The sequence below is a fragment of the Pseudomonas sp. PAGU 2196 genome (assembly GCF_022179005.1).
GTDB classification, from domain to species: domain Bacteria; phylum Pseudomonadota; class Gammaproteobacteria; order Pseudomonadales; family Pseudomonadaceae; genus Aquipseudomonas; species Aquipseudomonas kermanshahensis.
This window is the reverse complement of the sequence record NZ_BNTL01000040.1, coordinates 15,535-37,300: the sequence shown is the minus strand read 5'-3', so window position 1 is coordinate 37,300 and position 21,766 is coordinate 15,535. Positions and strand designations below refer to the sequence as shown.

The window sequence follows — 21,766 nt, the reverse complement described above, 5'->3', positions numbered from 1 at the left end:
TTGTGTTTGGCTGTGAGGCAGCAGGTGAGGGCTGCGCCCTCATTTCGCGACGCGAGGCCGCTCCTACCGATTAACGCGCATCCGTGTAGGAGCGGCCTTGCGTCGCGATGGGCTGCAAAGCAGCCCCAAAATCACTGAACCCACAGCCCCTTTTGCTGCAACCGCCACCCAACCCACCCCAACGTCACCGCCCGCAATGCCATGAACCCGAGAAACGCCAACCACAAGCCGTGGTTGCCAAACCCATTCATGGCCCACGCCACCGGCAGCGCAATCACCACCGACGCGAGCATCGCATTGCGCATCTCCCGCGCCCGGGTCGCGCCGATGAACAACCCGTCGAGCAGGTAGCTCCACACCGCAATCAACGGCAGTAGCGCCAAGTACGGCAGGTACGGATAAGCCGCCACCCGCACACTGTCGATATCGGTCTGCAGGTCGATGAACAGGTGCCCACCCAGCAGGAACAGCCCGGCAAAGCCAACGCTGGTGATCAGCGACCAACCGCACGCTACTACCAGCGAGCGGCGGAGCGTATCGCGGTCGCGGGCGCCGATGGCATGGCCGCACAAGGCCTCGACTGCATGGGCGAGCCCGTCGAGCGCGTAGGCGGTCAGCAGCAGGCCATTGAGCAGCAGGGCGTTGGCTGCCACCGTCGCTTCACCCAGCCGGGCGCCTTGCACGGTGATCAGCAGGAACACCAGTTGCAATGCCAGGCTACGTAGGAATATGTCGCGGTTGACGGCCAGCAGCGGCCTCCAGGCTTGCCAGCGCTTGAGCGCCGCCCAGGCGATGTGCCCGGGGTACGCGCGCAAGGCCGGGCGGGTCAGGGCCAGGCCCAGCAGTGCGGCGCTCCACTCGGCAATCACCGAGGCCCGCGCTGAACCCAGCACCCCCCAGTCCAGGCCGAGCACAAACCACAGGTTAAGAATGATGTTCAGCAGGTTGGTAGTCAGCAGGATGGCCAGCGGCGCCCTGGCATTCTGGGTGCCGAGGAACCAGCCGACCAGCGCGTAGCTGGCCAGTGCCGCAGGCAGCCCGAGCAGGCGGGTGTGGAAGAAATCCTCGGTGGATTGCTGCAACGCCGCGCTGGGCTGCATCGCGTGCAGCGCCAACTGGCTGAAGGGCAGCGCCAACAGGCCGATGACCACGGCAAAGCCCAGGGCCAGCAGCAGGCCTTGCACCAACACCTGGCGCAACGCCGCGCCGTCACCGCGCCCAGCAGCCTGGGCTGCGAAGCCGGTCGAGCCCATGCGCAGAAAGCCCATCAGGCCAACCATGAAGGTGAACAGCGTGGCGCCCACGGCAACGGCGCCCAGCTGGTGGGCGTGGGGCAGGTGGCCGATGACGGTGCTGTCGACCAGCGCCACCAGGGGTACGGAGATGTTGGAGAGGATCATCGGTGCGGCCAGGCCCCAGACCTTGCGGTGGGTAGGGCGGTCGCGCCAGTCGGTGGTCAGTGAGGTCATGCAGTGTCCTGAAGATGTTGGGGCTGCACAGCAGCCCCCGCAGTTTTCGCAGGCCACAGTGTACCGGCCAGGCAACCAATTCGCGCGAACGCGGTCTCACCCGGCGCTACACGGCGGGTGACGCGCCCGTCGTTGCGCTATAGTTGCTGCCCTCACGTACACGCTGCCTAAGAGTTCCTACTCCATGTTCAACAAAGGATTGTTGCTGGCCTGCGCGCTGGCTTTGCTCAGTGCTTGTGACTCCTCCGCGCCGGGCAAACCCGCGCCGGCCGATAAACCGGCAGCCACCGCGCCCGCCGAGGCCCCAGCGGCCAAGCGCGAAGACCCTGCCGTGCTCGCCAAGCGCTACGAGGGCCGGGCGCTCACGGTGCTGGACGTCTCGGAAGTGCAGCTGGACGGCGCCAGCGCGCTGTCGATCAGCTTCTCCGCGCCGCTGGATGCCACACAGGACTTCGCCGGCAAACTGCACCTGGTCGACACCGTCAAAGGCAAGGTCGACGGGGCCTGGGAACTCTCCGACAACCAGATGGAACTGCGCCTGCGCCACCTGGAGCCACAGCGCAAGCTGGTGCTCACGGTCGACAAAGGCCTGCTGGCGGTCAATGGCAACGCGCTCGACAGCGAGTCGGTCACCCGCCTGGAAACCCGCGACATGCAGCCGACCATCGGCTTTGCCAGCCGCGGTTCGTTGCTGCCAACGCGGCTGGCCGAGGGCTTGCCGGTGATCGCCCTGAACGTCGACAAGGTCGATGTCGAGTTCTTCCGCGTGAAGCCCGAGATGCTCTCGACCTTCCTGGTCAACTGGGGGCGTAACAGCAGCCTGTACTACTACCAGTCCAAAGAAACCCTGGACATGGCCGAGCTGGTCTACAGCGGCCGCTTCGATCTCAACCCCGCGCGCAACACCCGCGAGACCGTGCTGCTGCCGATCGCCGGGATCAAGCCGCTGCAGGAACCGGGCGTGTACCTGGCAGTGATGCGTGCCTCGGGCACCTACGATTACTCGCAGCCGGCGACCCTGTTCAGCCTCAGTGACATCGGCGTCTCTGCGCACCGCTACCGCGACCGCCTCGACGTGTTCGCCCAAGCCCTGGAAGGCGGCAAGGCGATGAAAGACGTCAACCTCGAGGTGCATGACGAGAAGGGCAAGTTGCTGGCCCAGGCCAAGACCGATGGCGACGGCCACGCCGAACTGCCGATCACGCCCAAGGCCGATACCCTGATTGCCACGCAAGGCGTGCACACCACGTTGCTGCGCCTGAACACTGCAGCCCTGGACCTGGCCGAATTCGATATCACCGGTCCGCAAGCCAACCCTTTGCAGTTGTTCATCTTCGGCCCGCGCGACCTGTATCGCCCGGGTGAGACCGTGCCGCTCAACGGCCTGCTGCGCGACCAGGATGGCAAGCCGGTCAAGGCCCAACCGGTCAGTGTGGAAGTGCGTCGCCCCGATGAGCAGGTCAGCCGCAAGTTTGTTTGGGAGGCGGATGGCAGTGGCCTCTACCAGTACCAACTGCAACTGGCCAGCGAGGCGCCGACCGGTCGCTGGCAATTGCTGCTCGACCTGGGGGGCGGGCGCAAGCAGGTCTACGAGTTTCTGGTCGAAGACTTCCTCCCCGAACGTTTGGCGTTGGAGCTCAAAGGCAGCAGCGCACCGCTTGCGCCTGATCAGGACGCCCACATCCAGGTCAATGGCCGCTACCTTTACGGCGCGCCGGCTGCGGGTAACCGGCTGAGTGGCCAAGCTTACGTGCGCCCGTTGCGCGAAGCGGTGCCGGCGCTGCCGGGTTACCAGTTCGGTTCGGTCACCGAAACCGAGTTGAACCAGGACCTGGAGTTGGACGAAGTCACCCTCGACCAGGCCGGCAAGGCAGTGGTCGATATCGAAAGCCGCTGGGCCGAAGCCCGCTCGCCACTGCAACTGACCGTGCAGGCCAGCCTGCAGGAGTCCGGTGGCCGGCCGATCACCCGTCGCCTGGAACAGCCGATCTGGCCTGTCGAACGCTTGCCGGGCCTGCGCGGCCTGTTCGAAGGTGAGGAAACCGACAGTGACGGCCCGGTGGAATTCGAGTTCCTGGTGGCTGACCGTGATGGCAAGAAGCTGGCGGCCAACGACCTCAAGGTGCGCTTGATTCGCGAGCGCCGTGACTATTACTGGAACTACTCGCAGAGCGACGGCTGGAGCTACAACTACAACGAGAAATTCCTCACCCAGAGCGAAGAGACCGTCAGCGTCAAGGCCGGCTCGACCGCCAAGTTGTCGTTCCAGGTCGAGTGGGGCCCTTACCGGGTCGAGGTCGAAGACCCAGAGACTGGCCTGGTGTCCAGCGAGCGCTTCTGGGCGGGCTATCGCGCCCAGGACAACGCCGAAGGCGGCGCAGTACGCCCGGACCAGGTCAAGCTGGCCCTGGACAAACCGTCCTACGCCGATGGCGCCACCGCCAAAGTCACGGTGACCCCGCCTGCCGCCGGCAGCGGCTACCTGATGATCGAGTCCAGCGATGGACCGTTGTGGTGGCAAGAGATCGAGGTGCCAGCCGAAGGCAAGACCTTCGACGTGCAACTGGACAAGAAGTGGGCACGCCACGACCTGTATATCAGCGCCCTGGTGATTCGCCCCGGTGAGCGCAAGGCCAATGCCACACCGAAACGCGCGGTTGGAGTGCTGCACTTGCCACTCGACCGGGCCGAGCGAAAGCTGGCGGTCAGCTTGCAGGCGCCGGAGAAGATGCGGCCCAAGCAGCCGTTGACAGTCAAGTTCAAGGTGGCCAATGCCGATGGCAGCACCGCGGCTGCGGGGCAGCAGGTGCATGTACTGCTGTCGGCAGTTGATGTGGGCATCCTCAACATCACCGACTTCAAGACCCCCGACCCCTTCACCAGCCTGTTCGGCCGCAAAGCGTATGGCGCCGACCAGTTGGACATCTACGGCCAGTTGATCGAGGCCGGCCAGGGCCGCCTCGCCAGCCTGGCCTTTGGCGGTGACGCGGCCATGGCCAAGGGTGGCAAACGCCCCAACACCACGGTGACCATCGTCGCGCAGCAGAGCCTGCCGGTGACCCTGGACGAGAAGGGCGAGGGCCAGGCCACGGTCGACATCCCCGACTTCAATGGCGAACTGCGGCTGATGGCGCAGGCCTGGACCGAAGACCACTTCGGCGTGGCCGAGGGCAAGACGGTGGTGGCTGCGCCGCTGATCGCCGAGCTTTCGGCACCGCGCTTCCTGGCCGGTGGCGACCGCACCAGCCTGGCGCTGGACCTGGCCAACCTGTCGGGCCGGGCCCAGCAACTGAATGTCGAGGTCAGCACCGAAGGCCAGTTGAGCCTGGTTGCGAGCGCGGTGCAAAGCGTCGCGCTGGACGAAGGCCAACGCCGCACGCTGATGATTCCGGTGCAGGCCCAAGGCGGCCTGGGGCAGGGCAAGGTGCGCGTGCGGGTCAATGGCCTGCAACTGCCAAACGAGCCGGCCACTGCCTTCGAGCGTGAATGGACCTTGGGTGTGCGTCCGGCTTATCCGGCGATGCTCAAGCACTACCGGGTTGCCTTGAAGGACCAGCCATGGGCGTTGCCCGAGGCGGACCTGGCTGCCTTCGAACCGGCGGGCCTTGAAGCGAGCCTGGTCTTGTCGAGCCGGCCGCCGCTGAACCTGGCCGAACAGATTCGTGCCCTCGAAGCCTACCCCTATGGGTGCCTGGAGCAGACCACCAGCGGCCTTTATCCGTCGCTCTACGCCGATGCCGAAAGCCTCAAACGCTTGGGGATCAAGGGCGAACCGGCCGACGTGCGCAAGCGCAAGATCGAAATGGGCATCGAGCACCTGCTGGGCATGCAGCGTTACAACGGCAGCTTCGGCCTGTGGAGTTCGGACAGCGAAGAAGAGTACTGGCTGACCGCCTACGTCACCGACTTCCTGCTGCGTGCTCGTGACCAGGGCTACGGCGTGCCCGCCGAGGCGCTGAAGAAGGCCAACGAGCGCTTGCTGCGCTACCTGCAGGAACGCAACCTGATCGAGGTGGACTACAGCGAGAACGCTGACCATACCCGCTTCGCCGTGCAGGCTTATGCTGCCCTGGTTCTGTCGCGCAGCCAGCAGGCGCCGTTGGGTGCCTTGCGCGGGTTGTTCGAACGCCGTGCCGACGCCCGCTCCGGCTTGCCGCTGGTGCAACTGGCAGTAGCGCTGGAGAAGATGGGCGACAAGCCGCGTTCCGAGCAGGCCCTGCAAGCCGGCCTGGGTATTGGCCGCAGCAAAGGCTGGATGGCTGACTACGGCAGCAGCCTGCGTGACCAGGCGCTGATTCTGGCGCTGTTGCAGGAGAGCAACCTGGCCAGCAAGCAGGTCGACCAACGCCTGTTCGCACTGTCGGACGAGTTGGCGGCCAACCGCTGGCTGTCTACCCAGGAACGTAACGCTTTGTTCCTCGCTGGCCGTGGTTTGCTCGGCAAGCCGGAAGGCAAGTGGCAGGCGCGTCTGGACAGCGCGGGCGAGATCCGCGAGTTCAACAATGCGGAAACCGGCCTCAAGCTCGAAGGCCCGCTGCTGGCGTCGCCGCTGACGGTGAAAAACGAAGGCAGCGAGACGCTTTACCAGCAGCTGACGCTGTCTGGCTACCCGCGCCAAGCGCCGGCAGCCGGTGGCAATGGTCTGCAGATTCGTCGTGAGTACCTGGGCATGAATGGACAGGCGTTGGACCTGCACAACCTGCGCAGCGGCGACCTGGTGCTGGTGCACCTGGCCCTCAAGGCCGAAGACCGTGTGCCGGATGCGCTGGTGGTAGATTTGCTGCCAGCGGGGCTTGAGCTGGAAAACCAGAACCTGGCACAAAGTGCGGCCAGCCTGGAGAATGCCAGCAGTGCCGTGAAGGCGTGGCGTGAGTCGATGCAGAACGCCAGCGTGCTGCACCAGGAGTACCGCGATGACCGTTACGTCGCAGCGCTCAAGTTGGACAGCTATGGCACCACGCACCTGCTGTACCTGGCGCGGGCAGTAACCCCGGGCACCTACCGTGTGCCACCGCCGCAGGTCGAGTCGATGTACCGCCCGAACCTGCAGGCAGTGGGCGATGGGCAAGGCGAGATGACCGTCAAAGCCCGTTAAAAGCCTGCCTCTTGTAGGAGCAGCCTCGTGCTGCGAAGAGGCCGGTACAGGCAGCAGGATTTTCGTTGCTCATACCGGCCTCTTCGCAGCACAAGGCTGCTCCTACACACACACTGCGAGGTGCGGCGATGGCCTTTAGTGAATCACCCAGCTCATCACCCACAACCCCAGCACCAACCAGATGATCCCGAGGATGATCGAAGCGCGCATGAAGGCGCGGATTGCCGAGTACAGCAGCATCAGGCCGACGACCAGGGCAAGGATGCTGACCAGCGAGGTGTCCATGCCCAGGGTGCGTGCCAGGCCATCGATGAAATTGCCGCCGGCATTGGCCAGCAGGTTGAACAGCCCGCTCAATGCGTCGACGATAAAGCGGATCAACGACCCGAGTGCGTGGCCCAGCCACCCGAAAAAATCTTCTACATGCATAGTTGCTTCCTGATCAACACACCGGCGAGGTTGCCGTTCCCAAGCCTTTGGCCATCAGTTGGCCAAGTCGGTTCCCGATGCCAAGCTTAGCGCGGCCGCGCACGCGTGCGGGCAGGATTGTGCGTGGTAGCGCCATCACCCTGGTCCTGGCTGTGGGCCTGGTGTGGCTGGCCGACCGTATCTGGCCGTTGCCCATGCCCGGCGACGACCTGGCGCGGGTGGTGCTGGCCGAAGACGGCACGCCGTTGTGGCGCTTTGCCGACGCCGATGGCGTGTGGCGCTACCCGGTCAGCCCGGAAGAGGTCTCGCCGTTGTACCTGCAGGCGCTGCTGACCTACGAGGACCGCTGGTTCTATCGCCACCCTGGGGTCAACCCGCTGGCCCTGGCCCGTGCGGCCTGGCTGAACCTGCGCGGAGGGCGCGTGGTGTCGGGGGGCAGTACGCTGTCGATGCAGGTGGCGCGCCTGCTCGATCCGCATGACCGGACGTTGGCCGGCAAGCTGCGCCAGTTATGGCGTACGGCGCAGCTGGAGTGGCACCTGTCTAAGCGCGAAATCCTGCAGATCTACCTCGACCGTGCACCTTTCGGCGGCACCCTGCAGGGCGTGGCAGCCGCCAGCTGGGCGTACTTGGGCAAATCGCCCAAACACCTGACACCTGCCGAGGCGGCGCTGCTTGCGGTGCTGCCCCAGGCACCCAGCCGCTTGCGCCCGGACCGCCACCCCGAGCGTGCCCAGCGTGCGCGCGACAAAGTGCTGCAGCGCCTGGAGGAATATCAGGTATGGCCAGCCCAGCAGCTCAAGGAAGCTGCCGAGGAGCCTTTACTGCTGGCGCCACGTCAGGAACCGGCACTGGCACCGTTGCTGGCGCGGCGGCTGAACACAGCGAATAGCCCACCGCTAATCCGCACCACGCTAGACGCAGCCTTGCAAAGGCGCCTCGAAGACCTGCTGCTGGGCTGGCGCGCACGCCTGCCGGAGCGCACGTCGGCGGCGATCCTGGTGGTCGAGGCGCAGACCATGGCAGTGCGCGCCTACCTGGGTTCGATCGACCTTAGCGACGCACGCCGCTTCGGCCACGTCGACATGGTGCGCTCATTGCGCTCGCCCGGTTCCACGCTCAAACCCTTCCTCTACGGCATGGCCTTGGATGACGGCCTGATCCACTCCGAATCGCTGCTGCAGGATGTGCCCAGGCGCTACGGCGACTATCGGCCCGGCAACTTCTCGATGGGGTTCAGCGGGCCGGTGTCGGCCAGCTCGGCACTGGCGCTCTCGCTCAACCTGCCGGCCGTTCAGTTGCTGGAAGCGTATGGCCCGAAACGCTTCGCCGCGCAATTGCGCATGGCCGGCATGCCGCTGATGCTGCCGCCCTTGGCCGAGCCCAACTTGTCGTTGATCCTCGGGGGTGCGGGCAGCCGCCTGGAAGACCTGGTCGGCGGGTATGCGGCGCTGGCCCGGGCCGGCAACAGTGCGCGCATCCGCCTGCAGCCGCAGGACCCGCTGGTAGAGCGACGCCTGCTGTCGCCAGGGGCGGCGTGGATTATCCGGCGTATTCTGAGCGGCCAGGCACGCCCCGACCGCGACCCGCACGCCGAACTGGTGCAGCGCCCGCAACTGGCCTGGAAGACCGGTACCAGCTATGGCTTTCGTGACGCCTGGTCGATTGGGGTCGGCCCGCGCTACTTGATTGGTGTATGGATCGGCCGCCCCGACGGCACACCGGTACCCGGGCAGTTCGGCCTGGCCTCGGCGGCGCCGTTGATGCTTCAGGTGCATGACCTGCTAAGCAACCGCGATGCCCAGCGCGGTATCAGCGTGCCGGTCGAGCAGGTGCCCCCTACCATCGGCGTGGCAGCCATCTGCTGGCCGCTGGGCCAGCCGATGAATCGGCAAGACCCCAACTGCCGCCGCCAGCGCTTTGCCTGGACCCTCGACGGCACCACACCGCCGACCTTGCAGGCGGCCGATCAGCCGCTCGGGCTGGGCCTGCGCGAGCGCGTCTGGGTCAATGCGCAAGGGCTGCGGGTCGACGGCAGTTGCCCGGGGGCCAAGGTACGCGACATCGCGCTCTGGCCCGCCCCGCTGGAGCCTTGGCTGCCCAGGGTCGAACGGCGTGCAGCGCGCCTGCCGGCAGTAGACCCGGCCTGCCCACCGCAGGCACCCGCCAGCGCACCCCCGCTGTCGATTGTCGGCGTGCGCCCGGGGGACAACCTCCGCCGTCCGGCAACCAGCAGCGAACCGCTGCAATTGCACGTTTCCGCCTTGGGCGGCGGCGGGCGGCGCTGGTGGTTCCTCAACGGTCAGCCGTTGGGCGAGACCCAAGGCCAGGACAGCCTGCGGGTACGATTCGAACGGCCCGGGCAGATCGAGCTCAGCGCGCTGGATGAGAGTGGCGAGACCGCGCGGGTGGCGTTTCAGGTCAGCGAGTAGCCGTTCGACGATTGCCGGGCCAGCACCTACGCTTTGCACAAGACGGGTGTGACCGGCTGGCGCCCCGGTACACGAGGGATCATGGAGCGTCCTATGCGTCCTCTGGTCATGCCTCTTTTGTTGCTGCCCTGGGCCTTGATGGCCCGCGCGGAGCCGTTGCCGGGCTTTCTCGACAGCCACGAAAACGAGCGTCGCCTGCTCGCCGCCAACCTGCCCCTGGACACCTACCGCCCACTTGCCCCACACCTGCGGCTGGCGCTGCCGAACGCCAGCGCGGCAGGCTGGGCGCCGCTGGAGACCCGGCTGGTGTTGCACAAGGTGCGCTTCGAAGGGGGGACGGTGTTCCCTTTGAGTGACCTGCGTGACCACTACCAGCCGTTGATCGGGCGTGAAACCACGCTGGGCGAGTTGCAGCAGTTCACCACGCGCCTTACTCAACGTTACCGGCAAGAAGGCTACCTGCTGTCGTACGCTTACCTCCCGCCGCAGGATGTCGCTGACGGCCGTGTTGAGGTGGTGTTGGTCGAGGGCTATGTCCACGGGTACCGGCTGGAGGGCGACATCGGCTCGGCCCGCACCTACCTGCAGCAGTTGCTGCAGCGCTTGCAGGCGGAACGCCCGCTGACGCGGGAAACACTCGATCACTACCTGGGCCTCGCCGAGCGCCTCCCCGGCGTGGCGGTGGACGCTGAATTGGCTGCGGCGCAGTCGCCTGAGGGCGCTACTCAGCTGACGGTCCATGCGCGGCGTACGCCGTTCGCCGCTGGGGTTACCGTAAGCGATGGCAGCCGTGAGGACGCCCAGGCGCTGTTCACCGTCACCAGCAACGCCCAGACCCGCTATGCCGAGCAGTTTCAGGCAAGCGTGTTGCTGCCGCCCGGCGATGACCAGGCGCATTACCAGCGGTTGGACTACAGCCAGTACCTGGATGCTGAAGGCAGCCAGTTGCTGGTGTCTGCTTCGCGCTATCGCAGCACGCCGGGCACCCGAATTCGGCTGGAGGACGGCAGCGATTTGACTCAGCAGCGTGAAAGCGAGCGTTATTCGGTTGGCCTTGGCCAGCCGCTGATCGTCAAGGCCGATGAGTGGATGACGGTGGCGGGGCGCTTCTATGCGATCAGTGAGCACCTCGAAGATCGGCCTGCGGGGCTGTTGCCGTCACACGCGTACGACAGCTACGTACGCGCGGTGTCATTTGAAGGCAATTGGCGCAAGGTCGACGGTCGTCGCTTGCGTATTGTCAGTGCCGGTGTCTATCAAGGCCTGGATTACCTGGGGGCGCGCAGCGATGCCGACTATGACCTGGACTTTCTGCGTTTTCGCCTCTCGGGTTTGCAGAGCGACGCGTTGTTCAATGATTGGCAGGGGGTGGCCTCTGGTGCCTTGTACTGGAGTGACGACACACTGCCCGACAGCGAGCGGGCGGTGTTTGGCGGGCAAACTTTCGGCCGCGGTTATCCACGCGACCAGGCAGCGGGGGACAAGGGTTGGGGTGTGGCGTACGAGCTTGGCTACAGTGTTCGGCCCAACGGCAACTGGCTGAAGGTGCTGCAACCCTATGCGGTACTCGATGCTGCCCAGGCCTGGTACAACCGCGGCAATGTCGAGGATGCCCACATGGCGTCCGCTGCCCTAGGGCTGCGGCTGGGGGATGGGCGCTACTTCAATTTGGCGGTGGAGGTCGCGAAGCCCTTGGCCGATGTTGCCCTGGATAGCCTGAGCCGCGGGCCACGCGTGACGCTAAGCCTTACCTACCAGATGGAATGAGCCCTAGGGCTAATGGCCTATCAACGGCAACTCGGATGCCGCTGACAGGCCAGTATTTCAATGCGCGGTAAAGCGCTGATGCACCGGTGAAGAACTCGGCGTCAGCGCGAGCGCCAGCTGCGTGCGGTTGTGCATGTGGGTCAGGCGCAGCACTTGGGAAACGTAGAGTTTCACGGTGTTCTCGGTAATGCCCAGTTCACAGGCAATCTGGTAGTTGGTCTTGCCTTTGCTCACCAGGCGGGCCACTTCCAGTTGACGCGGCGACAGCTTCTCGAAGACGGCGGGCAGCTCGTTTTCGCTTTCCTCGACATCGCTGGCACGGCGGTGCACGCCTTGGCCGCGGGCCTTTTCCAGGTCGTGGTAGAGCTCGTCGACCGACTCTGCCAGGTCCTGCAGGCGCTGGTTGAGGCCACCGAGGTCTTTCATGTTGCGCTGACGCTCCAGCAGCGTCGCTTCCTGACGGCGTAAGCCTTCGAGCAGTTCGTCAAAATTTACCGGTTTTTGGTAATAGTCGACAAAGCCCGCGCGCAAGGCGCGGATCACGTCCTGCTTGTCGGCACGACCGGTAAGCATGATGGCTTCGAACATCCGCTTGTTGCCGGCCAGCTCCTTCAAGGCGCGGACCAGGTCGATGCCATCACGCTCGGGCATGTGCAGGTCGCACAGCACCAGGCCAATCTGCTGGTCTGCCGAGTAGCGTTCGATGGCTTGGGCGGTGGAATGGGCTGGGACACACACGTGGCCCTGGCTTTCGAGGTATTCACACAGTTGTTCGACGATCAATGGCTGGTCATCGACCACCAGCACCTTCACTTCACTGGACGGCTTGTTCACGATCAACTCCCTGTTCGTAATCGGCCCTGCTCCCGGGCTAGACACTCCGGCAGCTTAAAAGTAGTCGCACTTGGCGATTCTGTACAAGGTCCGTACAAGTTATAGGACAACAGGGATGATTATTGGATCCATACCGCTGTCAGCATAAAACCCGCCAGGACGTACGGTACGAAGGCCTGTTTGTCGCCCATTTGTTCCGTCAGGGCCTGCAAGCGCTTCTTGACCTTAGGGTTGAGCAAGGTCCACAGGCGGCGACGCGACAGCAGCCATAGCACGACCGTGATACCCGCACCAATGAAGGTGCCGAGCACATATTGAGGACTGGTGGCGAGCGCCAGGGCGCCCATTAATTTGACGTCGTCGGCGCCGAAACGCCCGAGCATGTAGCCGGGTAACGTCAGCAGCATGACGATGGCCAGCGCCCAACCGGCGTCGCTGGCGTCGGCACCGATCCAGCTGTGGCCGGTGGCGAACAGCCAGGCCAGGGCGCAGGCCGCGACGCCCAGGGTCAGCGCGTTGGATATCTGCCGTTGACGCACATCCTGTTCGGAGCACAAGGCAAGCCACATCAGAAGAACAATGCTTTGCATTGGCAGGTCGCCTTCCCTAATTGTTGAACACTTCTACCCGGTCAGTCAGGTTTCCTTGAATTCAGGGTAGACGCGAAGTTGCAAGCGGGCGCGGCGGGAAGGGAAAAAGGCGTGACGGGATCAGAAGCTGTCGCAGCTGACAGGGCCTGTGTTGGCCCATCGCCGGCAAGCCGACGATGGGCCTCGGCGCATTACTTCTTGCTGCCGGGTGGGTAGTTGCTCAGCACATTGGTCACCGTATTCTGGATCGCAGTGTTACGTTCTTCCGGGCTTGGCGGGTAATTGTTCATGATCTGTTCAGCGCTGCCACGCCAGACCAGCTTGTCGTCCCGCCCATCGAACATGTCGACCTGGATGGTAGCGACCTTGTAGTCGACGCTGCGGGTTTCGTTGTACATCGGCCCGCCCCAGTAGCCTCCCCAGTAACCACCCCAGCCACCGCCATAGTTGGTGGTGATCTGCTGCTGACGCTGCTCGACGATGAGGTAGGCGCGCACTTTCAGGTCAGGCCGCGCATTGCCCTGTGCCGGGCGCAGGCCGCGTTGGTCGAGCTGGTCGGCCACGGCCTGGCGAATGCGCTGCTCGGTCAGGTCGCTTTTGATGCGAGGGTCGTCCGGGCGGTATTGCAAGCCGGGCTCCTGCCACGCCCAACTGCGGTAGGCGGCAAAATCGCGGCTGGCGTCGAAATCCTGCTGGACGTTGTTGCTCGAGCAGGCCGTGAGCACCAGCGCGAATGACAGTAGAACGAGACGGCGCAACATGATGGTTCTCCGTTAAACGTTAACTGGGAGGATAGCCGCTGAGCGCCTTGTGCACCGAATCACGCAAGGCGCTTTCGCGATCACGCGGCGAGTCTTTGTCGCTGTTGCTTTCAGCACTGGCGCTCCACACCGGCTGGCCGCTGCGAGCGTCGTACAGGTCGATGCGGACCACCATCACCTCCACCTCGTAGGTGCGCACGATCGGCGTGCTGGCATAGGCACCGTAGCCATTGCGGTAGCCGCCGTAACCCACACTGCCGTAGGGGTAGGGGCCGTAGTAGGGGTCGTAGGTGTCGTAGTCACGTACTTGGCGCAGGCGTTTTTCCAGGCGCATGTCGGCGCTCACCAGCAAATCGCCGGCGCTGCCCCGGGCAGGGCGCAGGCCATGCTGGTCGAGTGCGCCGCTGATGGCATCGGCCAGTTGTGCCGGGTCGGCATTGGCTGTGCCGCTGGGCAACTGGCCGTCACGCCAGCTCCAGCTGCGGTAGTGCCCGTAGTCGCGGGCGGGTGCCGGGTAGGCACTGGCATCGAAGGTGGTAGCCGCCTGCGCAGGGGCGGGCGGTAAGGGGCGGCTACTGGCGACATACGGGTTGCTGCCCTGGCAGGCAGCCAGGGCAAGGGGCAGCAGGGCCAGGCACAACAGACGGTACGGCATGTATTCCTCCCGGCGGGCGGGGTCAGCGGGGGCGGCAGATCCAGTGCAGGTAGCGACCGAGCCCGGCAAAGCTTGGGTGTCGGCGGTGGGCCAGTTCCATTTCCAGCAGGTCGAGCATTTCGGCCTTGGCTTGGAACTCCTTGGGCATGTAGTCGTGGAACACCCTGACGCCACTCTCGCTTTCGACCTGCCACATAGGATCAAGTTGCGCCTTGAGCTCACGCGGATCAAGGGGTTTCTGCGGGGTCAGGCTCTGCTTTTCACCTTCCAGGCGGTTGCTGCGCAGTTTGCGGAAATGGCCCTTGAGCAGGTTGCGATAGACCAGTGCGTCGCGGTTGTAGAACGCCAGCGAAAGCCACCCGCTGGGCGCGGTGAGCTGGTGCAGTACGGGCAGGATGCTTTCTGGTTCGGCCAGCCATTCGAGCACGGCGTGGCACAGCACCAGGTCGTAGGGTTCGGTCAGCTGGCCCAGCAGGTCCTGCCACGGCGCCTGGATGAAGGTGGCCGTCTGGCCTGCCTCGGCAAAGCGCGCGCGGGCACCGTCGAGCATGGGCGCGGCGGGTTCGGCGAGGGTCAGGTGATGGCCGCGTTGTGCCAGCCACAGGGCCATGTGGCCCAGGCCTGCGCCGATGTCGAGTATACGCAGCGGGCGATCGGGCAAGGTTTCGGCCAGGTCGGCCTGCAGCACGGCCAGGCGAATGGCGCCCTTGGCACCGCCGTAGATTTTCTCGGCGAAGCGGGTGGCCAGTTCATCGAAGTGACGGTCGTTCATCGGGCGAAGCGCCTTTCACTGTCGGCCAGCTTGGCCCTTACCACCTGGTCCATGTCCAAGCCCAGCTCGCTGCACAGCAGCAACAGGTAGAGCACCACATCGCCCACCTCTTGGCCGGCGTGGGCGAGTGTGTCAGCAGGCAGCTGGCGGGATTGGTCTTCGCTCAGCCACTGGAAGATTTCGACCAGTTCGGCCATTTCAACGCTGGCGGCCATGGCCAGGTTCTTCGGGCTGTGGAAGCCGCGCCAATCGTTGTTGTCGCGGATCCGGTGCAGGCGTTCGGTGAGTTCTTGCAGGTTCATCGGGGGTCTCCTAATGCCGCATAGCTTCGGCGCAGGCCCGATGCAAAGCAAGAGGCGTGCGCCTACAGGCCACCCCAACGGCCAACCATGTGCAGCAACTCACCCTGCCCATCCAGCCGTAGTTCACCTTCTGGCCCGGCTTCGCTGGCACTGAGCACCACCTCTGAAGGCAATCGCACCGGTTTGCGGAACTCCACCTCGAAGCTGTAGCCGCTGTTCGGCAGGTGCCCGCGCAGGGCCGCCAGTGCCATGGCTTTGCTCCACATGCCATGGGCAATGGCCTTGGGGAACCCAAACAGTCGCGCACTGGCGGCGCTCAGGTGAATCGGGTTGTAGTCGCCACAGACCTTGGCGTAACGCCGGCCGATATCGCTGTCGGCATACCAGCGGCTTGCCTCTGCCAGCGATTCAGGCGCGCTGTCTGCTTGCTCGCTCGCCTGGCCCTCCAAGCGTAACCCGCGTACCAGCGTGCGACTGCATTCGCGCCAGAGCAGGCCCAGGCCATCTTCGGCTTCTGTAATGAGGTCGAAGGTGGCGCCCTTGGCGTGGGGTTGCAGGTTGTCGGCGTAGACGGCGAAACGTAATGCATCGATGCCGCCCAGTGGCCGCAACACCTCGATGCGGTTCTGCAGATGCACCAGCCCGAGCAAGGGGAAGGGGAAGCTGTGCGCCGTCAGCAGCTGCAATTGCAGGGGGAAGGCCATCACATGGGGATAAGTAGCGGGCAGGCGGCCATCGTCGGTGAAGTGGCAGAGACGGCGGTAGGCTGCCAGGTTGTCGGGCTGAACCCGCATCACGCAGCGCAGGCCTTCGTCGGGCAGCTTGTTGCCGCTGATCTTGCGCTTGCTGGCCGCACGCAGGTAAAGGCTCGCGCGTGAGTCCGGGGCGTGCAGGTCGTGCCAGTGTCGGCTCATGGTCAGGCCCCCATCAGCGCTTGGCCACAGACCCGCAGCACCTGGCCATTGACCGCGCCGGAGCCTGGCTGGCTGAGCCAGGCAATGGCCTCGGCGACGTCTTGTGGCCGCCCGCCTTGGCCCAGTGAGCTCAAGCGGCGCCCGGCCTCGCGCAGCCCCATGGGCATGGCGGCGGTCATGTGCGTTTCGATGAAGCCGGGGGCCACGGCATTGATGCTGGCACCCTGGGCTGCGAGTTTTGCCGTCCAGGCCTGGGCGAAGCCGATCAAGCCGGCCTTGCTCGCCGCATAGTTGGCCTGCCCGCGGTTACCGGCAATGCCGCTGACCGACGCCAGCAGCGTGATGCGTGCGTTCTCGCCGAGCGCGCCTGCGTCATACAGTGCCTGGGTGAGTACTTGCGGTGCCTTGAGGTTCACGGCCATCACCGCATCCCAATATTCGGGGGTCATGTTGGCCAGGGTTTTGTCGCGGGTGATGCCGGCGTTGTGCACCACGATGTCGATACCCCCGGGCAGCGCTTCGAGCAACTGCGCTGCGGCGTCATTGGCGCAGATGTCCAGCGCCAGTGCCTTGCCGCCCAGCCGCGCGGCGAGGGCTTCGAGGTCTTGCCGGGCTTGCGGCACATCCAGCAGCAGCACCTCGGCGCCGTCCCGCGCCAGGGTTTCGGCAATCGCTGCACCGATACCGCGTGCAGCGCCGGTCACCAGGGCACGTCGTCCGCCAAGCGGGCGGGTCCAGTCCTCGACCTGGCTGGCGCAGGCTTCAAAGCGCAGCACCTGGCCAGAAATGAACGCGCTCTTGGGCGAAAGGAAGAAGCGCAGGGCACCTTCCAACTGGTCTTCAGCACCTTGGCCGATATACAGCAACTGTGCGGTCGCGCCGTTGCGCAGCTCTTTGGCCAGCGAGCGGCTGAACCCTTCGAGCGCCCGTTGCGTGACACTGGCCAGTGGGTCGTCGAGGCCTTCTGGCGCGCGCCCGAGGATCACCACGTGGGCGCAGGGCGCCAAGCTGCGTAGCAACGGTTGGAAAAATTCGCGCAACTGCTTCAATTCATCGCTGTCGGACAGGTGAGTGGCATCGAACACCACGGCTTTGAGCTTCGGCCCAAGCCCTGCAACCCAGGCCGGCGCCTGTAACCCTTCGGCATTGAAGCTGTAGAGTTCGTCGGTGAGGCGTGGGGCGATGGCCTCTACCTGGCGCGTCAGTGGCCCGCCACCCAGTACCAGGGCACCCTCTACCGGGCGCAGGCGGCCTGCCTGCCAGCGCTCCAGCGGGGCCGGGTGTGGCAGGCCAAGGGCATCCACAAGGCGGCGGCCGAGGTTGGAGTTGGCAAAGCCGAGGTAGCGATCGCTCATGAGTGGGTCTCCCTGAAGGCAAGCTTGAAAGTGTGGACCAACTTTGTGGCAAGGTCGTTCGAATGCGGTAAAAACACCTAGGCTGTACGGTTTAAATTGTTTCAGGAGGAACATGCGCATGCGTTCACCTCGCCGGGTCGCGATCATTGGCGGCAACCGAATCCCGTTCGCCCGTTCCAATGGTGCCTACGCCACCGCCAGCAACCAGGCGATGCTGACCGTCGCTCTGGAGGGCCTGATCGAGCGTTACCGCTTGCATGGGCTGCAGTTGGGCGAAGTAGTGGCGGGCGCGGTGCTGAAGCACTCCCGTGACATGAACCTGACCCGCGAATGCGTGCTCGGTTCGCGTTTGTCGCCGCGCACGCCGGCCTACGACATCCAGCAGGCCTGCGGCACGGGGCTGGAGGCGGCCTTGCTGGTGGCTAACAAGATTGCCCTTGGGCAGATCGACAGCGGCATCGCGGGCGGTGTCGACACCACCTCCGATGCGCCGATTGCCGTTAACGAAGGGTTGCGCCACATACTGCTGGAGGCCAACCGCGGCAAAAGCCTGGGTGAACGGCTGAAGCCGTTCCTGAAGTTGCGCCCCGGCCACCTGAAGCCTGAGTTGCCGCGCAATGGCGAACCGCGCACAGGCCTGTCGATGGGCGAGCATTGCGAGCGCATGGCGCAGGCCTGGCGGATCGACCGCGCCGAGCAGGATGCATTGACCTTGCTTAGCCACCAGCGGCTGGCGGCCTCCTATGCCGAAGGCTGGCAGGATGATCTGCTCACGCCGTTCCTGGCGCTTAGCCGTGACAACAACTTGCGGCCGGACCTGACCTTGGAGCAACTGGCCAAGCTCAAACCGGCATTCGACCGCAGCGGCCAGGGCACGCTTACCGCAGGCAATTCCACCCCTTTGACCGATGGCGCATCGCTGGTGCTGTTGGGCACGGAGGAATGGGCGCAGGCACAGGGGCTTCCGGTGCTGGCCTACCTGGTTGACGGCGAGACCGCAGCGGTTGATTTCGTCACGGGCCGTGAAGGGTTGTTGATGGCGCCGGTGTACGCAGTGCCGCGCCTGTTGGCGCGCAATGGGTTGGGCCTGCAGGATTTTGACTACTACGAGATTCACGAAGCCTTCGCCGCCCAGGTGTTGTGCACCCTCAAGGCCTGGGAGGACGCGGACTACTGCCGTGATCGCCTGGGGCTGGACGCACCGCTTGGGGCAATCGACCGCAGCAAGCTCAACGTCAAAGGCAGCTCGCTGGCGGCGGGGCATCCGTTTGCCGCGACCGGGGCACGAATATTGGCCCACCTGGCGAAACTGCTGGCCACGGCGGGGAAGGGCCGCGGTTTGATATCGATTTGCGCGGCAGGTGGGCAAGGGGTGACGGTCATCGTCGAACGGTGATCAGGTGGGCTACACAGCGGCCCCCGCGAAGAAGGACGGGGCAGATGTCACAGTCATGTCGCGCAACTGGTAGGCTTGTCCGATCAGAACTACAAGAAACCGCCATGCCGATCATCGGACATCCCCGGGCCATCCCGGCGCTCGACCACCTGCCCAGGCCCCTTTATGCCCGTGCCGAAAGCCTCGGCGCCGGCTCTTGGACCACTCGCCATCAGCACGACTGGGTGCAGTTTTCCTACGCCATTAGTGGCGTTCTCGGCGTCTATACCCGCGATGGCAGCTATTTCGCGCCCCCTCAGTGGGGCGTGTGGATCCCGGCGGACGCCGAACATGAGGTGGTGACGTCGATGCAGGCCGAAATGCGCAGCCTGTACGTGCGCCGCGATGCCTGCCCGTGGGCGCCGGCGCACTGCCGGGTGCTGGAGGTGACGCCGCTGGCGCGGGAGTTGATCAAGCAGTTCTGCCTGTTCCCGGCGGATTACCCGGAAGCCGACAGCGCCGAATCGCGATTGGTGGCGGTGCTACTCGACCAGTTGCGCACGTTGCCGGAAGTCGGGTTCTCGTTGCCCCTCCCGCGTCATCCGGGGTTGCTGGCGTTGTGTAATGGCCTGATCGCGGCACCGGATACAACCCAGACCTTGCAGCAATGGGCGCTGCAACTGGAGTGTTCGGAGAAGACGCTGATGCGGCTGTTTCAGCGTGAGACCGGGTTGAGCTTTCGCAACTGGCGTCAGCGCATGCGGCTGCTGTCATCGCTGGCGTTGCTGGAGGCGGGGGAGAATGTAACGGAGGCCGCGTTGGGGTGTGGGTATGACTCGACCTCGGCTTACATCGCGGCGTTCAAGCAGCTGTTTGGATCAACGCCTGGGGAGCTGAAACTGTAAGAGCAGCCTTGTGCTGCGAAGAAGCCAGAGATAGCAGCGAAAATCTATGCTGTTGTCACCGGCCTTTTCGCAGCGCAAGGCTGCTCCTACAGGTCGCTTGCTTTAGCCGCGAAGTGGCGGTCAGGTGCGGAAGCGTCGTACCAGCGAATCCAGCTCGTTGGACAACCCTGCCAGGCTCTCCGAGTCTTGGCGCGCAGCCTGGGCCAGTTCGGCCACCAGTTGCGCATCGCCATGGATCTGGCTGATGTGCCGGTTGATGTCCTCGGCCACCTGATGCTGCTCTTCCGCTGCCGTGGCGATCTGCGTGTTCATGTCGCGAATCACGTCCACCGACTCACGGATCTGGCCAAAGCTGTCGCGGGCCAGGCCGATGCGGCTGACCGACTGCTGCGACACTTCCAGGCTGGCGTGCATCTGTTCGGCAACCTCGGCGGTGCGGCTGGCGAGGTTGCCCAGCAGGCCATCGATCTCGGCGGTGGAGTCGGCGGTACGCTTGGCCAGCGCCCGCACTTCATCGGCGACGACGGCGAAGCCACGGCCCTGTTCACCGGCGCGGGCGGCCTCGATCGCGGCATTGAGGGCCAGCAGGTTGGTCTGCTCGGCAATCGAGCGAATGGTGCCGAGGATGGACTGGATGGCGTTGCTGTCGCGTTCCAGCTGCTGAATCGACTGGGCCGATTGCTCGATCTCCTGGCTCAGGCGGTCGACGCTGTTCACGGCTGCATCGATCTGCTGCTGGCCTTCACGGGCTTGTTGCTGGCCGCTGTCGGCCGACTGCGCCGCCTGGCTGCAAGAGCGGGCGACTTCGTTGGCGGTGGCGACCATTTCGTGGAAGGCGGTAGAGACCATGTCCACGGCTTCGCGCTGGCGCCCGGCCGCCTCGGCCATGTCGCTGGACACCCGGGTCGAGCTGGTGGAGGTGCTGAGGATCTTGCTGGCGGCAGAGCCGATGTGCTGGATCAGGCTGCGGATCGCGCCGAGGAACTGGTTGAACCAGCTGGCCAGTTGGGCGGTTTCGTCGCGCCCGCGCACTTCCAGGTTGCGGGTCAGGTCGCCTTCGCCCTGGGCGATGTCTTCCAGGCCGCTGGTGACGCTGTTGATCGGGCGCACGATCAGCTTGGCGAACGCCGCACCGACCACGGCGAACAGCGCAGCCAGCACCAGTGCGATGGTGCCGATCAACCACGTCAGGCGGGTGGTGGTCTGCATCACTTCGCTTTGCTCGATCAGGCCGATGAAGGTCCAGCCCAGTTGCTCGTCGGGGTAGATGTTGGCCATGTAGCGCACGCCATTGAGCTCGACTTCGACCAGCCCTTTACCTGCCTTGGCCAGCTCGGCATAGCCGTTACCGAAGCTGCCCAGCTGCTTGAAGTTGTGGCTGGCGTCTCGTGGGTCGACCATCACGTTGCCGTTGTTTTCCACCAGCATCAGGTAGCCGCTTTCACCCAGCTTGATCTGCTGGACGATCTGGGTCAGGCCCTTGAGCGACACATCGATGTTGACCACGCCACCCGGGTTACCCAGCTGGTTGGCCACGGCGCGCACGGTGCTGACCAGCACGGCGTCGTCGGCGGCCCAGTAATAGGCGCCGGTACGCAGGGTTTTGCCGGGGTTGGCCATGGCCAACTGGTACCACGGGCGAGGGCGGGGGTCGTAGTTGACGAACTTCTGCCCTGCGGGCCAGCCGACATAGCCGCCGTCGCTGACACCGTAGGAAAGGTAGGCATAGCCTGGGTGGGAATCGGCCAGGCGGGTGAAGAACTCAAGCACCTGCTTGTCCTGCTCGCCCAGCTCATACGATGGGTTGGCACTCATGAACTTGTTCAGGTTGTTGCCCGTGGCCGCAATCATGGGTTGCGAGGCCAGGTATTCGACGTTCTGGTTGATGCCCTGGAAGAAGATGTTCATCGCGTTGCTGACCTGGCGAATTTCCCGGCTGCTGCTGTCGAGGAATCCGTCGCGGGCTTCGCCGCGCAGGTTGAGGACCACCAAGGTGGCCACGAGGACGATGGGCAAGCCGGCGATGACCGCGAATGCCCAGGTCAGTTTCTGTTTGATGCTCATCGACGCTCCCGGAATTTTTTTGTTGTCGACACACGAGGCAGGTAGTT

Annotated in this window: 16 protein-coding genes and 1 pseudogene; 5 read left to right on the top strand and 12 right to left on the bottom strand. The window is 64.8% G+C overall.

Features of this window, described 5'->3' with window-relative positions:
- Positions 1–131 precede the first annotated feature (131 nt).
- A complete protein-coding gene (locus MFF34_RS26695) occupies positions 132–1,469 on the bottom strand; it encodes an MATE family efflux transporter (protein WP_238217516.1) in 1,338 nt (445 codons plus the stop codon).
- 184 nt (positions 1,470–1,653) lie between these two features.
- On the opposite strand from MFF34_RS26695, the gene MFF34_RS26690 reads away from it, so the two are divergent.
- A complete protein-coding gene (locus MFF34_RS26690; protein WP_238217515.1) occupies positions 1,654–6,564 on the top strand; it encodes an alpha-2-macroglobulin in 4,911 nt (1,636 codons plus the stop codon).
- Positions 6,565–6,699: 135 nt separating this feature from the next.
- On the opposite strand, the gene MFF34_RS26685 is transcribed toward MFF34_RS26690, so the two are convergent.
- Positions 6,700–6,993, bottom strand: coding sequence for a hypothetical protein (locus MFF34_RS26685; protein WP_027594960.1), 294 nt, complete (start codon positions 6,991–6,993; stop codon positions 6,700–6,702).
- Positions 6,994–7,070: 77 nt separating this feature from the next.
- Here MFF34_RS26685 and pbpC point away from each other — a divergent pair, with 77 nt between their 5' ends.
- Together pbpC and MFF34_RS26675 are read left to right on the top strand one after the other, a co-directional pair.
- Positions 7,071–9,425, top strand: a complete 2,355-nt coding sequence (gene pbpC / locus MFF34_RS26680) for a peptidoglycan glycosyltransferase PbpC (protein WP_238217514.1) — start codon at positions 7,071–7,073, stop codon at positions 9,423–9,425.
- Between the two features lie 93 nt (positions 9,426–9,518).
- A complete protein-coding gene (locus MFF34_RS26675; protein ID WP_238217513.1) occupies positions 9,519–11,192 on the top strand; it encodes a ShlB/FhaC/HecB family hemolysin secretion/activation protein in 1,674 nt (557 codons plus the stop codon).
- A gap of 57 nt (positions 11,193–11,249) precedes the next feature.
- Here the strand turns inward: MFF34_RS26675 and MFF34_RS26670 are convergent, their stop codons facing one another.
- The 8 genes from MFF34_RS26670 to MFF34_RS26635 all read right to left on the bottom strand — a co-directional run bounded on the left by MFF34_RS26670 (position 11,250) and on the right by MFF34_RS26635 (position 17,375).
- Entirely contained in the window at positions 11,250–12,026 is a 777-nt protein-coding gene (locus MFF34_RS26670) for a response regulator transcription factor (protein ID WP_238217512.1), read from the bottom strand.
- Between the two features lie 119 nt (positions 12,027–12,145).
- Positions 12,146–12,616 carry a prepilin peptidase gene (locus MFF34_RS26665; RefSeq protein WP_027594964.1) on the bottom strand — a complete coding sequence of 157 codons (471 nt, stop codon included), beginning with the start codon at positions 12,614–12,616 and terminating at the stop codon, positions 12,146–12,148.
- Between the two features lie 191 nt (positions 12,617–12,807).
- Positions 12,808–13,377 carry a DUF4136 domain-containing protein gene (locus MFF34_RS26660; protein WP_238217511.1) on the bottom strand — a complete coding sequence of 190 codons (570 nt, stop codon included), beginning with the start codon at positions 13,375–13,377 and terminating at the stop codon, positions 12,808–12,810.
- 19 nt (positions 13,378–13,396) lie between these two features.
- The gene (locus MFF34_RS26655; RefSeq protein ID WP_085273990.1) at positions 13,397–14,032 is read right to left on the bottom strand and encodes a DUF4136 domain-containing protein; all 636 of its coding nucleotides are present in this window, start codon (positions 14,030–14,032) and stop codon (positions 13,397–13,399) included.
- 22 nt (positions 14,033–14,054) lie between these two features.
- Entirely contained in the window at positions 14,055–14,804 is a 750-nt protein-coding gene (locus MFF34_RS26650; protein ID WP_099428255.1) for a methyltransferase, read from the bottom strand.
- Entirely contained in the window at positions 14,801–15,106 is a 306-nt protein-coding gene (locus MFF34_RS26645; protein ID WP_027594968.1) for a MazG-like family protein, read from the bottom strand. The genes MFF34_RS26650 and MFF34_RS26645 overlap by 4 nt, the downstream gene beginning before the upstream one ends.
- Before the next feature lie 62 nt (positions 15,107–15,168).
- On the bottom strand, positions 15,169–16,020 hold the full coding sequence (locus tag MFF34_RS26640; RefSeq protein ID WP_238217510.1) for a MaoC/PaaZ C-terminal domain-containing protein: 852 nt from the start codon (positions 16,018–16,020) through the stop codon (positions 15,169–15,171).
- A gap of 2 nt (positions 16,021–16,022) precedes the next feature.
- Positions 16,023–17,375 (bottom strand): 3-oxoacyl-ACP reductase, encoded by a 1,353-nt coding sequence (locus tag MFF34_RS26635; RefSeq protein WP_238217509.1) that lies wholly within the window; start codon positions 17,373–17,375, stop codon positions 16,023–16,025.
- 118 nt (positions 17,376–17,493) lie between these two features.
- On the opposite strand from MFF34_RS26635, the gene MFF34_RS26630 reads away from it, so the two are divergent.
- Together MFF34_RS26630 and MFF34_RS26625 are read left to right on the top strand one after the other, a co-directional pair.
- A complete protein-coding gene (locus tag MFF34_RS26630; protein WP_238217508.1) occupies positions 17,494–18,771 on the top strand; it encodes an acetyl-CoA C-acetyltransferase in 1,278 nt (425 codons plus the stop codon).
- A 104-nt stretch (positions 18,772–18,875) separates the two neighbouring features.
- The gene (locus MFF34_RS26625; protein WP_238217507.1) at positions 18,876–19,655 is read left to right on the top strand and encodes a helix-turn-helix transcriptional regulator; all 780 of its coding nucleotides are present in this window, start codon (positions 18,876–18,878) and stop codon (positions 19,653–19,655) included.
- A gap of 120 nt (positions 19,656–19,775) precedes the next feature.
- Here MFF34_RS26625 and MFF34_RS28420 read toward each other — a convergent pair whose 3' ends face one another.
- Together MFF34_RS28420 and MFF34_RS28415 are read right to left on the bottom strand one after the other, a co-directional pair.
- Entirely contained in the window at positions 19,776–20,504 is a 729-nt protein-coding gene (locus tag MFF34_RS28420) for a methyl-accepting chemotaxis protein (RefSeq protein ID WP_371918165.1), read from the bottom strand.
- A gap of 129 nt (positions 20,505–20,633) precedes the next feature.
- Positions 20,634–21,563, bottom strand: a pseudogene (locus tag MFF34_RS28415) (cache domain-containing protein); the annotation flags it as partial.
- Between the last annotated feature and the right edge of the window lie 203 nt (positions 21,564–21,766).